The 12,951-nt window shown below is 69.1% G+C and carries 12 protein-coding genes and 1 pseudogene; 7 read left to right on the top strand and 6 right to left on the bottom strand.

From position 1 onward, the window contains the following. Positions 1-103 precede the first annotated feature (103 nt). The 5 genes from OG381_RS27560 to OG381_RS27540 all read left to right on the top strand — a co-directional run bounded on the left by OG381_RS27560 (position 104) and on the right by OG381_RS27540 (position 7,030). Positions 104-1,309: a sensor histidine kinase gene (locus OG381_RS27560; RefSeq protein ID WP_327718767.1), complete on the top strand. Its 1,206-nt coding sequence runs from the start codon at positions 104-106 to the stop codon at positions 1,307-1,309. A gap of 127 nt (positions 1,310-1,436) precedes the next feature. After that, on the top strand, positions 1,437-2,783 hold the full coding sequence (locus OG381_RS27555) for a sensor histidine kinase (protein WP_327718766.1): 1,347 nt from the start codon (positions 1,437-1,439) through the stop codon (positions 2,781-2,783). A 331-nt stretch (positions 2,784-3,114) separates the two neighbouring features. Beyond that, positions 3,115-3,774 (top strand): response regulator transcription factor, encoded by a 660-nt coding sequence (locus OG381_RS27550; protein ID WP_307037267.1) that lies wholly within the window; start codon positions 3,115-3,117, stop codon positions 3,772-3,774. A 255-nt stretch (positions 3,775-4,029) separates the two neighbouring features. Continuing rightward, positions 4,030-5,958, top strand: coding sequence for a 2-oxoacid:acceptor oxidoreductase subunit alpha (locus tag OG381_RS27545; protein ID WP_327718764.1), 1,929 nt, complete (start codon positions 4,030-4,032; stop codon positions 5,956-5,958). Further along, complete coding sequence (locus OG381_RS27540) at positions 5,951-7,030, top strand: 2-oxoacid:ferredoxin oxidoreductase subunit beta (RefSeq protein ID WP_327718763.1); 1,080 nt, start codon at positions 5,951-5,953, stop codon at positions 7,028-7,030. Before OG381_RS27545 ends, OG381_RS27540 begins: the two co-directional genes overlap by 8 nt. Before the next feature lie 60 nt (positions 7,031-7,090). On the opposite strand, the gene OG381_RS27535 is transcribed toward OG381_RS27540, so the two are convergent. The 5 genes from OG381_RS27535 to OG381_RS27515 all read right to left on the bottom strand — a co-directional run bounded on the left by OG381_RS27535 (position 7,091) and on the right by OG381_RS27515 (position 9,557). After that, positions 7,091-7,342 (bottom strand): hypothetical protein, encoded by a 252-nt coding sequence (locus OG381_RS27535; RefSeq protein WP_327718762.1) that lies wholly within the window; start codon positions 7,340-7,342, stop codon positions 7,091-7,093. Positions 7,343-7,355: 13 nt separating this feature from the next. Then, on the bottom strand, positions 7,356-7,862 hold the full coding sequence (locus OG381_RS27530) for a DUF6082 family protein (protein WP_327718761.1): 507 nt from the start codon (positions 7,860-7,862) through the stop codon (positions 7,356-7,358). A gap of 155 nt (positions 7,863-8,017) precedes the next feature. Beyond that, on the bottom strand, positions 8,018-8,248 hold the full coding sequence (locus OG381_RS27525) for a hypothetical protein (RefSeq protein WP_443062047.1): 231 nt from the start codon (positions 8,246-8,248) through the stop codon (positions 8,018-8,020). A 112-nt stretch (positions 8,249-8,360) separates the two neighbouring features. Beyond that, complete coding sequence (locus OG381_RS27520; protein WP_327718759.1) at positions 8,361-8,882, bottom strand: DUF6082 family protein; 522 nt, start codon at positions 8,880-8,882, stop codon at positions 8,361-8,363. Positions 8,883-9,158: 276 nt separating this feature from the next. Continuing rightward, complete coding sequence (locus tag OG381_RS27515) at positions 9,159-9,557, bottom strand: winged helix-turn-helix transcriptional regulator (RefSeq protein ID WP_327718758.1); 399 nt, start codon at positions 9,555-9,557, stop codon at positions 9,159-9,161. A 91-nt stretch (positions 9,558-9,648) separates the two neighbouring features. Here OG381_RS27515 and OG381_RS27510 point away from each other — a divergent pair, with 91 nt between their 5' ends. Together OG381_RS27510 and rarD are read left to right on the top strand one after the other, a co-directional pair. Beyond that, positions 9,649-10,503, top strand: coding sequence for an NAD(P)H-binding protein (locus tag OG381_RS27510; RefSeq protein ID WP_327718757.1), 855 nt, complete (start codon positions 9,649-9,651; stop codon positions 10,501-10,503). Positions 10,504-10,631: 128 nt separating this feature from the next. Then, on the top strand, positions 10,632-11,633 hold the full coding sequence (gene rarD, locus OG381_RS27505) for an EamA family transporter RarD (protein ID WP_327718756.1): 1,002 nt from the start codon (positions 10,632-10,634) through the stop codon (positions 11,631-11,633). An 80-nt stretch (positions 11,634-11,713) separates the two neighbouring features. Here rarD and OG381_RS27500 read toward each other — a convergent pair. Next, positions 11,714-12,793, bottom strand: a pseudogene (locus OG381_RS27500) (MFS transporter); the annotation flags it as partial. Positions 12,794-12,951 lie beyond the last annotated feature (158 nt).

Here is a 12,951-nt window from a genome sequence, read left to right as displayed (position 1 = left end):
AGCAGCCCGTCACGGCTGAACCCGCCGGGGTGGGGTTTTCCCCAGGGGATCGCGGCGGCTCGCCTCATGGCGCCGCGGCGCGTCGCGCGGCACGCTAGCCCATATGACCGAACGCCCCAGATACTCACCCGAACGGAAAGCCGAGGCCACCGCGCCTCTTCCGCCGGTCCGGTTCGCCTACGACGCGCACACCTGGAAGGAGATCACGCATCTCCTCGTCAACTTTCCGGTGGCGTTGATCGGGTTCGTCTATGTGACGACAGTGCTGTTCACCGGCTTCATGCTGACGGTGACCGTGATCGGGTTCCCTGTGCTCGCGTTGGGGCTGATGGGCGCGCGGAAGCTGGGCGCGATGGAACGGGCCCGGGCCCGGAAGCTGCTCGGGGTGCGGATCGACGAGCCGAGTCCGCTGCCGTTGAGGAGCAGCGACTCGGGGTTCTTCCAGCGGCTGTGGATGATGCTGAAGGACCCGGTGGGCTGGCGCACGATCCTGTACGACTTCATCCGGCTGCCCTGGGGCATCCTCACCTTCACCATCACGCTGACCTCGCTGTTCGTGCTGTGGCCGGTGCTGCCGTTCATCGCGCGTGGCCTCACCAACGCCGACCGGGCGATGGTGCGCGGACTGCTGTCGCCCTCCGACGAGTTGGAGCGGCGGATCGCCGAACTGGAGTCGGGCCGGGGGGTCGTGGTGGATGCGGCCGCGTCCGATCTGCGGCGCATCGAGCGCGATCTGCACGACGGGGCGCAGGCCCGGCTGGTCAATCTGGCGATGGGGCTCGGTCTGGCGAAGGAGAAGCTGCTGGAGGACCCCGAGTACGCGGCGGCGATGGTCTCGGAGGCGCACGGTGAGGTGAAGCTCGCGCTGCAGGAGCTGCGGGATCTGGCGCGGGGCATCCATCCCGCCGTACTCACCGACCGCGGGCTCGATGCCGCCCTGTCCTCCGTGGCCTCGCGCTGCACGGTGCCGGTGAAGGTGACGGCCGATCTGAACGCCAGACCGGCCGCGGCCATCGAGGGCATCGCCTACTTCACGGTGTCCGAGCTGCTGCAGAACGTCAGCAAGCACAGCGGGGCGCGGACCGCGTCCGTGGACGTGTGGCGCACGAAGGACCGGCTGCTCATCCAGGTGTGGGACGACGGCCGCGGCGGCGCCCGCCTCGACGGCGGCACCGGCATGCAGGGCCTCGCGGAACGTCTCGACGCCGTCGACGGCCTGTTCGTCATCGACTCCCCGCCGGGCGGTCCTACGACGGTGACGGCGGAGCTGCCGTGGCGGGACCGGTCGTTCGACACGGGCCGTAGGTAGGGAAAACCCCCCTTCCAAGACGCCGACGGACTCCATGGTCCGCCGACCTGCGGCCAAGCAGGGTGGAGGTAGGACAGCGAGACCACTCCAGACACCCCGGGCGGGGGACGAGAGAAGGACGACGCCGATGGCCACGGACTACGGACAGAGCTACGGGTTCCTCGACGAGCAGACGCGGCGGCGCCGGCTGCCGACGGGGCTGCGGGCGCCGTTCGAGGGGCGGACCTGGCGGGAGTTCGGATATGTGCTGCTGGGCCTGCCGATCAGCATCGTGCTGTTCACGTACGCCGTCACGATGGTCGCCATCGGCGCCGGGCTGCTGGTGACGTTCCTCGGGATTCCGGTCCTGGCGGCGGGGCTGGCCGGGTGCCGGGGGTTCGGGGCGCTGGAGCGGGTCCGGGCGCGGGGGCTGCTGGAGCTCGATGTCGCCGATCCGGAGCCGCTCAGGATGCGGGGGAACGGGTTTCTAGCGTGGATGGGGGCCGTGCTGAAGAGCGGCACGTCCTGGCGGACGCTGCTGTACTCGGTGATCCATCTGCCGTGGGCGGTGTTCTCGTTCGTCGTCGCCGTGAACTTCTGGGCGTACGGGTGGGCGTTGCTGACGTATCCGCTGTGGTTCTGGCTCTTTCCGGTGTACGGCGGCCAGGACGGGCTTCAGCTGTACGGCGACCAGACCCACCACATCTATCTCGACAACCCGTTCGAGATCGCGGTGACCGCGCTGGTGGGGCTGTTGTTCACGCTGGCCACGCCGTGGATCGTGCGGGCGCTGACGATGGTGGACCGGGTGATGGTGCACGGGCTGCTCGGGCCGTCCCGGCTGGCCACGCGGGTGGTGGAGCTGGAGTCCGACCGGGGGGTCGTGGTGGATACGGCGGCGGCGGATCTGCGGCGGATCGAGCGCGATCTGCACGACGGGGCGCAGGCGCGGCTGGTCGCGCTGGCGATGGATCTGGGGCTGGCGAAGGAGAAGCTCACGGAGGATCCGCAGGCCGCGGCGCGGATGGTGGACGAGGCGCACGGTGAGGTGAAGACGGCCCTGCAGGAGCTGCGGGATCTGGCGCGCGGGATTCATCCGGCGGTACTGACGGATCGCGGGCTGGACGCGGCGTTGTCCTCGGTGGCTTCCCGGTGCACGGTGCCGGTGCAGGTGGAGGTGGATCTTCCGGCGCGGCCGGCGCCGGCGATCGAGGGGATCGCGTACTTCACGGTCTCGGAGCTGCTGCAGAACATCAGCAAGCATTCGCGGGCGACGTGGGCGGCCGTGGATGTGTGGCGGGTGGAGAACCGGTTGATGCTCCAGGTCGTGGACAACGGGGTGGGGGGCGCCGACACGGCCGCCGGTTCCGGGCTCGGTGGGCTGGCGGAGCGGCTGGGTGCGGTGGACGGGATCCTGGTGGTGGATTCGCCGGTGGGCGGGCCTACCCGGGTCACGGCTGAGCTGCCTTGGCGGGGGGAGCGGGCGTTGGGCTGAGCGGGCGCCCGGGTGAGGGCGGTGGGGGTTTTCGCCCCCGCCGCCCTCACCCGTTCCCGTCCCCAGGAGCTGCCGCCACTCCCCCAGAGAGGGCAGCCCCAGACGGACTGAAAGACACGGACCCCGTCGACATCGGCACCGGATGATCGGCACCGGATGATCGACAACAGGCCTGACCGGAGGCCGAAACCCGCCGTGCCGTGCACGTATTCCCATGGATTCCCGCCGCCCCGGCGCACCAGGGTGCGAATGCTGGAATGCTGGACTTCGTCCGTCGGGGAGTCGGGCACGGAGGCGGGCTGTGGGGGGACGAGGGATCGTGGAGGACAGGGTGCGGGTGGTCATCGCCGAGGATTCGGTTCTGCTCAGGGAAGGGCTGACCCGGCTGTTGACCGACCGTGGGCACGACGTCGTCGCCGGCGTCGGCGACGGTGAAGCACTGGTCAAGACCATTACCGAGCTGGACGCACAGGGGGAGCTGCCCGACGTCGTCGTCGCCGATGTGCGGATGCCGCCGACGCACACCGACGAAGGGGTGCGGGCCGCCGTACAGCTGCGGAAGGCTCATCCCGGACTCGGGGTCCTGGTGCTGTCGCAGTACGTGGAGGAGCGGTACGCGACGGAACTGCTCGCCGGTTCCAGTACCGGCGTCGGCTATCTCCTCAAGGACCGGGTAGCCGAGGTTCGTGAGTTCGTGGATGCGGTGGTACGGGTCGCCGGGGGTGGTACGGCGCTGGACCCCGAGGTCGTCGCGCAGCTGCTGGGCCGCAGCCGCAAGCAGGACGTGCTCGCGGGACTCACCCCGCGGGAGCGGGAGGTGCTGGGGCTGATGGCCGAGGGCCGGACGAACTCGGCGATCGCACGCCAGCTCGTGGTGAGCGACGGCGCCGTCGAGAAGCACGTCAGCAACATCTTTCTGAAGCTGGGCCTCTCCCCGAGTGACGGGGATCACCGTCGGGTTCTTGCGGTCCTCACCTATCTGAACTCCTGACGCTCTGACACCGTGTCAGCCATATGGGTGACACCCGATCAGCGGGTCCAGAACCGAACGTCAACGGGGAGCGTCTTGTAGGGAAGCGCCGGGGGGCGAGTAAATCATGACAAGTCGGGGCGGCGAACCGTCTCAAAATCGTGTCCATCATGCGATTGGCCACAGGAAGGCGACCCTTACGGACGTAGGGTTGATCCAGGGCGGGCCTGCGGGAGCGCCTGTCCCGGACAGCTGCCTCGAAGGAGGTCCAGTTCAGTGACCAGCCAGGTCAGTAGCCCAGCGGAGCAGGCCGACGAAGCCGTCGTGGGAGAGCAGCGCAAACCGGCAGGGACCAAGGACGTCCGCCGGCTGGACCGGGTGATCATCCGCTTCGCGGGCGATTCGGGTGACGGTATGCAGCTCACGGGTGACCGTTTCACCTCCGAGACAGCGACCTTCGGCAACGATCTGTCCACCCTGCCGAACTTTCCCGCCGAGATCCGGGCACCCGCCGGAACCCTGCCCGGTGTCTCCAGCTTCCAGCTGCACTTCGCCGACCACGACATCCTGACCCCCGGCGACGCACCGAACGTCCTGGTCGCGATGAACCCGGCCGCCCTCAAAGCCAACATCGCCGACCTGCCACGCGGCGCCGAGATCATCGTCAACACCGACGAGTTCACCAAACGAGCCCTGCAGAAGGTCGGCTACGCCACCTCACCGCTGGAAGACGGCTCCCTGGACGGCTACAGCCTCCACCCCGTCCCCCTGACCACGCTGACCGTCGAAGCCCTCAAGGAATTCGACCTCAGCCGCAAAGAAGCCGAACGCAGCAAGAACATGTTCGCGCTCGGCCTGCTGTCCTGGATGTACCACCGGCCCACCGCCGGCACCGAACGCTTCCTGAAGACCAAGTTCGCCAAGAAACCCGAGATCATGAAGGCGAACCTGGCCGCCTTCACCGCCGGCTGGAACTTCGGCGAGACCACCGAGGACTTCGCCGTCTCCTACGAAGTCGCCCCCGCCGCCACCGCGTTCCCCACCGGCACCTACCGCAACATCTCCGGCAACCTGGCCCTGTCCTACGGACTGATCACCGCATCCCGCCAGGCGGACCTGCCCCTGTTCCTGGGCTCCTACCCGATCACCCCCGCCTCCGACATCCTGCACGAGCTGAGCCGCCACAAGAACTTCGGTGTCCGCACCTTCCAGGCCGAGGACGAGATCGCCGGCATCGGCGCCGCCCTGGGCGCAGCCTTCGGCGGCAGCCTGGCCGTGACCACCACCTCCGGCCCGGGTGTCGCCCTGAAGTCGGAGACGATCGGTCTGGCGGTGTCGCTGGAGCTGCCGCTGCTGGTGATCGACATCCAGCGCGGCGGGCCCTCCACCGGCCTGCCCACCAAGACCGAACAAGCAGACCTGCTCCAGGCCATGTTCGGCCGCAACGGCGAAGCCCCCGTCCCGGTCATCGCGCCGAAGACGCCAGCGGACTGCTTCGACGCCGCCCTGGAGGCGGCCCGCATCGCACTGACGTACCGCACGCCGGTGATGCTGCTGTCGGACGGCTACCTGGCCAACGGCAGCGAGCCCTGGCGGATCCCGGACGTCGACGAACTCCCCGACCTGACCGTGCAGTTCACCCAGGGGCCGAACCACACCCTGGACGACGGCACCGAGGTCTTCTGGCCCTACAAACGCGACCCGCAGACCCTGGCCCGCCCCTGGGCGATCCCCGGCACACCCGGCCTGGAACACCGCATCGGCGGCATCGAGAAGCAGGACGGCACCGGCAACATCTCCTACGACCCCGCCAACCACGACTTCATGGTCCGCACCCGCCAGGCCAAGATCGACGGCATCGACGTCCCCGATGTCGAGGTCGACGACCCGCACGAGGCACGCACCCTCGTCCTGGGCTGGGGCTCCACCTACGGCCCCATCACCGCAGCCGTACGACGGCTACGAGCGGCCGGGGAGTCCATCGCGCAGGCGCACCTACGCCACCTCAACCCCTTCCCGCGGAACCTCGGCACGGTGGTGAAGCGTTACGACAAGGTGGTGATCCCCGAGATGAACCTCGGGCAGCTCGCCACGCTGATCCGGGCGAAGTACCTGGTCGACGCCCACTCGTACAACCAGGTGAACGGCATGCCGTTCAAGGCCGAGCAGCTCGCCACGGCTCTCAAGGAGGCCATCGATGGCTGAGACGTCCACGGAAGGCACGGGCACGATCGAGGCACTCTCCCTCGTCCCCAAGGCCGAGGCCAAGCAGTCCATGAAGGACTTCAAGTCCGATCAGGAAGTGCGCTGGTGCCCCGGCTGCGGTGACTACGCGATCCTCGCCGCGGTCCAGGGCTTCATGCCGGAACTGGGCCTGGCCAAAGAGAATATCGTCTTCGTCTCCGGCATCGGCTGCTCCTCCCGCTTCCCGTACTACATGGACACGTACGGCATGCACTCCATCCACGGCCGCGCACCCGCGATCGCGACCGGACTCGCCACCTCCAGGCGGGACCTGAGCGTGTGGGTGGTGACCGGCGACGGCGACGCCCTGTCCATCGGCGGCAACCACCTCATCCACGCCCTGCGCCGCAACGTCAACCTCAAGATCCTGCTGTTCAACAACCGGATCTACGGCCTGACGAAGGGCCAGTACAGCCCGACGTCGGAGGTCGGGAAGATCACGAAGTCAACGCCGATGGGTTCCCTCGACGCCCCCTTCAATCCGGTGTCGCTGGCCATCGGCGCGGAGGCGTCGTTCGTGGCACGCACGGTCGACTCCGACCGCAAACACCTCACCGAGGTTCTGCGCCAGGCCGCCGCCCACCCCGGCACCGCCCTCGTCGAGATCTACCAGAACTGCAACATCTTCAACGACGGCGCCTTCGAAGTCCTCAAGGACAGGCAGCAGGCCGAGGAAGCGGTCATCCGCCTCGAACACGGGCAGCCCATCCGCTTCGGCGCCGACGGCTCGCGCGGCGTGGTCCGGGACGTGGCGACGGGTGACCTGAAGGTCGTCACGGTCACGCCGGAGAACGAGTCCCAGGTCCTGGTCCACGACGCCCACTCCGCATCCCCGACCACCGCCTTCGCCCTCTCCCGCCTCGCCGACCCGGACACCCTCCACCACACCCCGATCGGCGTCCTCCGCTCCGTCCAACGCCCCGTCTACGACACGCAGATGGCCGACCAGCTGGACGCGGCGATCGAACAGAACGGGAAGGGCGACCTGGCGGCGCTGCTGGCGGGTGGGGACACCTGGACGGTCGTCGGCTGACGGACACTTCGACGATCACGGAGGGCCTGGATGTCGTACGGCGTCCAGGCCCTGCCTTTGTCAGGTCTCGGGGATGTCCCGCTTGGCCCGGAGAAGCGTCTCGCGCGTGATCACGACGATGCGCTCGTCATCGGCCAGGGCCGCGTCCGCTGGGAGGAGCGACGCCAGCGCAGCGGTCGCCTCGGTGCCGATCACGGCGAAATCGCCGTCGCTGAGTTCGAAGATGTCGGGACAGTTGGCACCCGAGCTACTTCCCCGCAGGCGCGGGGAGTCTCCCAGACGACGAACGATGCGGTGGGGCGAGCTCTCCATGGGAACCGACTCCTCAAGGGGACGGGGGCTCGGAGTCCGGGCCGACGACCCACCACTCTTCGAGGTCGTCCAACCGTTCCTCCATGATGGCGTCGACAGCCCTGCCCACCCGAGCCTCGAAGGACTCCGGCGGCAGCCCTGCTCGCCCGTGGGCCGACCGCTCCCAGTACTCGGTGAAGACGGGACTGCGGCGCAGCACCTTCAGATACCCGAGGAGTTCGGTGCGGTCGATGGCGCCGATCCGGTGTGACAGCAGGATGAGCGCGTACTGCGCGTTGGCGGTGAACATCTGGCGGCGCTTGTCACCGGACAGATCCGTGAAGGTGTTCAGCGCGTCGGCGAGCACCGGATCGTCGGTCGCCCGGTCGAGGCGTCCCAGGAAGAAGCCCTGTAGTTGGATCAGGTTCGCCCGATGCAGCTCCCTCGCGATCCGGTCGTACCCGTCGGCCATGCGGCCGAGCTGCTGGACAAGCTGCCCAAGCAGCTCCTGCACCGGCTCTTCCTGATTCGGCACGGTCATGCCCCACCCCCGATCCGTTGAGCGGACAACGCATCCCGCCTCCAGCGTGCAAGCCGGAGCGGGAAGCGGAAAGGGGCGCATCGACCGACGCACCCGCCGCGGGGCGGGGGCCTGGGCACCGTGCGCCTCACGCTCGGCACCCAGACCCCCCTTCGTCACGCGTCAGGGATGTCTCTCTTGGCACGCAGCAAGGTGTCGCGGGTGATGACCACGATGCGTTCGTAGTCGGCCCGGGCGGCGTCCGCCGGTAGCAACGCGTCCAGCTCTTCGGTCCGGTCGGTTCCGATCACCGCGAAGTCACCGTCGCTCAACTCGAAGAGATCCGGGCACGACTCGCCCGTCACGGATCCTCGTTGGCGAGGCGTGGCCCCGAGTCGGCGAGTGATGTGGACAGACCGGAACTCTTTGCTTGGCACTGTGACCTCTTCCTGGCAGGCCCCAACTCTGGGCCTCTCAGCGCCAAAACGAATTACGGTACCCCAAGGCACGCCAACCCACTCAACCGGACGGGTCACCCTCGTCTCCCGGCCCGACAACCCACCATTCGTCCGGATCCTCGCCGAGTTCCTCAACGATCACGTCGACCGCTTTTCCCGCCTTTCCCTCCAGGGACTCCTCCGGAAGACTCCGACGGTGTTCGACCGTCATCTCCCAGTACTCCTTGAACACCTGATTGCGGGCCAGAATGCGTAAGTGGCCGATCAGTTCGTTCCAGCCGTAGGCGCCGATGCGGTGTCCCAGCAGCACCGCGACGTACTCCCGGTTGACGAACAGCAACTGCCGCCGCTTGGCGTCCGAGAGGCTGTCCAGCGTGCTCATCGCTGATGCCAGCGTGGGGTCCGCCATGGCGTGGTCCACCTGGGCCGCGACGATGCGGTGATGCTGGATCAAGTTGGAGTTGCGGATCTCCTCGGTGAGTCGGGTGACCTCGCGAAGGAGGTCCAGAGCCAACTCCTCTCGGCGGCGACGCCAGGCCCGGCGTGGAAAGGGGGTGCGCACCCGGCCGGCCCGCGCCCTCATTGCAGAATCGATCCTGCGCTCATCCGGATTCTGTGTGGCCAATGCGAACCCCCGAGTCAGGCGTCCGGCTGCCGGTCGGTGATCTCGTGGGCGGCACGAGGACCGGCGTGCGGGTGGGCACAACGCCCGCCCCCAGCATGCCGGGCGGCTCAAGCCCGCGTGGGAGGCGGAAAGGGGGCGCATGGAAGGACGTACCGCTCGTGTCGACCAACGCCCTGTCATGTATGTGCCCGGCGAGCGCCGTCGGCATACGTTCGGTAGGCCCGAGCGAATGCGTCATTCCTGCTCAGAGGCCCGTTTCCGCGCGTCGTACCCCTCCCGCGCCTCCTGCACCGCCCCCATCCGCGTCTCCGTCCACGCGGCGAGCCCCCGTACCTGTTCCGCCGCCTCGCGGCCCAGGTCGGTGAGGGAGTAGTCGACGCGGGGCGGGATCACCGGCTTGGCGTCCCGGTGCACGAAGCCGTCCCGCTCCAGTGTCTGGAGGGTCTGCGTGAGCATCTTCTCGCTGACGCCGCGGCCGAAGCCCCCGATCTCGCGGCGGAGCTCGCTGAAGCGGTACGAGCGGTCCAGGAGGGCGATCAGGACCAGGACGCCCCAGCGGCTGGTGACGTGCTCCAGGACCAGACGGTGCGGGCACATCGCCTCGGCGTTCGTCTCCACGCTACTTACTGCCATGCCAGTACCTTACTTCAAAGTGGGTACTTTCCAAGAGTTAGCGCACCACCTAGGGTTAGCGTCACCGCACCCCACAAGGAGATCGCACATCATGAGCATCGTCGTCACCGGAGCCACCGGACACCTGGGCCGCCTCGTCATCGAGCAGCTGCTGGAGAAGGTGCCCGCCGACCAGGTCACCGCCGTCGTCCGCAGCGCCGAGAAGGGCGCCGACCTCGCCGCGAAGGGTGTGAGGATCGCGATCGCGGACTACAACGCTCCCGAGACCTTCGGCAGCCTCTTCGCCTCCGGCGACAAGGTGCTGCTGATCTCCGGCAACGAGTTCGACAAGGGCCGGGTCAACCAGCACAAGGTCGTCATCGCCGCCGCCAAGGCCGCCGGCGTGGCCCTGCTCGCGTACACCAGCGCCCCGGGCTCCCTCACCGCCGCGCTCGCCGACGACCACCGCGGCACCGAGGAGGCGCTCCTCGCCTCCGGCCTGCCGTACACGCTGCTGCGCAACGGCTGGTACCACGAGAACTACACCGAGAACCTCGCCCCCGTCCTCCAGTACGGCGCCGTCACCCAGGCCGCCGGCGAGGGCCGGGTCTCCTCCGCCTCGCGCGCCGACTACGCGGCCGCCGCGGTCGCCGTACTGACCGGCGAGGGCCACGAGAACCAGACGTACGAGCTGGGCGGCGACGAGGCCTGGAGCTTCGCCGAGTACGCGGCCGAGCTCAGCAGCCAGACCGGCAAGGAGATCGCCTACAACGCCGTCTCGGTCGAGGAGTACACCGGCATCCTGGCCGGCGCCGGGCTGCCCGCGCCGCTGGCCGCCACCCTCGCCGGCGTGGACGCCTCCATAGCCAAGGGCGAGCTCGTCGTCTCCTCCGGCGACCTCTCCCGGCTCGCCGGCCGTCCGACCACCCCGCTGTCCGAGGCGGTCGCCGTCGCGCTCAAGGGCTGATCACTCCCCTCAAGGTCCTTGAGCCTCCGACCCCCGCCTGTCATGACCGTATAGCGATACGGGCATGACAGGCGGGGGTGCTCGGCGTTACCTTCGTGCAGGCGAGGTCGACGTGAGAGGGAGGGCCCGTGAGCGGGAAGCCAAGGGGCGAGCGGCACATAGGACTGCTGAACGGCTTCGCCGCGTACGGGATGTGGGGGCTGTTCCCGCTCTACTTCCCCCTGCTGAAGCCCGCCGGCTCGGCCGAGGTGCTCGCCCACCGGATGGCCTGGTCCTTCCTCTTCGTCACCCTGACGCTGGTCGTCCTACGACGCTGGAAGTGGGCCGGTGAGCTGCTGCGGCAGCCGCGCAAGCTCGCGCTCATCTCCGTCGCCGCGGCCACGATCGCCGTGAACTGGGGCGTCTACATCTGGGCCGTGAACAACGAGCGGGTCGTCGAGGCCTCCCTCGGCTACTTCATCAACCCCCTGGTCACCATCGCGATGGGCGTGCTGCTCCTGAAGGAGCGGCTGCGGCCCGTGCAGTGGGCGGCGGTCGCCGTCGGTGCGGGTGCCGTGGTCGTGCTCACCGTCGGGTACGGGCGTCCGCCGTGGATCTCACTCGTGCTCGCCTTCTCCTTCGCCACGTACGGCCTGGTGAAGAAGAAGGTCAACCTCAGCGGGCTCGAATCGCTGGCCGCCGAGACCGCGATCCAGTTCCTGCCCGCGCTGGGCTATCTGGTGTGGCTGACCGCCCACGGCGACGCCACGATCCTCACCGAGGGCCCGGGGCACGCCGCCCTGCTCGCCGGGACCGGCCTGGTCACCGCGCTCCCCCTGATCTGCTTCGGCGCGGCGGCCATCCGCGTGCCCCTCTCCACCCTCGGTCTCCTCCAGTACCTGGCGCCGGTCTTCCAGTTCCTGCTCGGCATCACCTACTTCCACGAGGCCATGCCGCCGGAGCGCTGGGCCGGCTTCTCGCTGGTCTGGCTGGCGCTGTCGCTGCTCACCTGGGACGCGCTGCGCACGGCGCGCAGGCTCAGGGCGGAGACCAGCAGGCCGAGCACCACCATCGCGACGGGCACCACGAGCGCCGTACGGAACGCGGAGAGCGTCGCCTCGGCCCCCGACCCGGTGGAAGCCAAGCCGTAGACGGCCGTCACCGCCGAGATCCCGACCGCCGAGCCGAACTGGCCGGCGGTGGTCAGCAGCCCGCCGGCCAGCCCCTGCTCGGCGTCGTTCACCCCTTCGGTCGCCGCGATCGTCAGCGGCCCGTACGCCAGCGCGAAAGCGGTGCCCGCGACGAACAGCGTCGGCAGCATCGCCAAGTACGGCCAGTCCATGCCGACCGGCAGGAACAGCCCGTACGCCACCACCGCCAGCACGAAGCCGACGACGATCACGCGCGCGTGCCCGAACCGTGCGACCAGCCGCGGGGTGAGCGTGGGTGCCAGCACGGCGTCGCATCCCATGATCACCAGGGCGATCGCGGTCTGGAGCGCCGACCAGCCGCGCAGTTCCTGCAGGTACAGCGTCACGACGAACTGGAAGCCGAAGAAGGCCCCGACGAAGAGCATCATGCCGACGTTGGCGCGGGCCACCGGCCCCTCGCGCAGCAGGCCGAGCCGCACCAGGGGGTTGGCGCAACGGCGTTCGACGGCCACGAAGAGCACGGCGAGCAGGAGCGCCGCGAGGGCCGACGCCGCCGTCAGCGGCCAGCCGTGCAGGCCGTGTTCCAGTCGTACGACGGTGTAGGCGGCCAGCAGCATGGCGCCGGCGACGATGATCGTGCCGGGCAGGTCGAAGCTCCCGCGCCCGGCCCGCGGGGCCTCCTGGTGCGGAATCACCCGCACCGCCGCCACCAGCAGCGCGGCCGCCATCAGCACCGGGGCGAAGAACACCCAGCGCCAGTCGAGCGAGGTGAGCAGGCCGCCGATCACCAGGCCCAGCGAGAAGCCGCCGGCGCCGGTACCGGCGTAGACGAGGAGGGCCTTGTCGCGCTGGGGGCCCGCCGGGTACGAGGTGGTGATCAGGGACAGTGCGGCCGGCGTCATGAACGCGGAGGCCACCCCGGTGACGAAACGGGCGACGATCAGCATCCAGCCCTCGGTCGCGAACCCGCCGAGGCCGGAGAAGGCGAGGAAGACCGCCAGCCAGAGCAGGAACATCCGGCGGCGGCCGAGCAGGTCGGCGGCGCGGCCGCCGAGCAGGGTGAAGCCGGCGTAGCCGAGGACATAGGCGCTCATCACCCACGCCGCGGTGTCCGTCGCGAGCCCGAGGTCGGACCTGATCGACGGGATCGCGATCGCCATCATCGCGATGTCGGCGCCCTCCAGGAAGACCGTTCCGCAGAGAACGAGTAACAGCGCCCACGCGCGCGTGCCCATGGCAATGCTCCGTAGATAGGGGGACGGTTACCCGAATGAGGGTCGGTTCCCTCTTGTAACCACCCCCAGCCTCCGGCAGCATC

This window comes from Streptomyces sp. NBC_00490 (genome assembly GCF_036013645.1).
Taxonomy (GTDB): Bacteria; Actinomycetota; Actinomycetes; order Streptomycetales; family Streptomycetaceae; genus Streptomyces; species Streptomyces canus_F.
The sequence above is the reverse complement of the archived record's forward strand: the minus strand, read 5'-3'. Positions and strand labels throughout refer to the sequence as shown.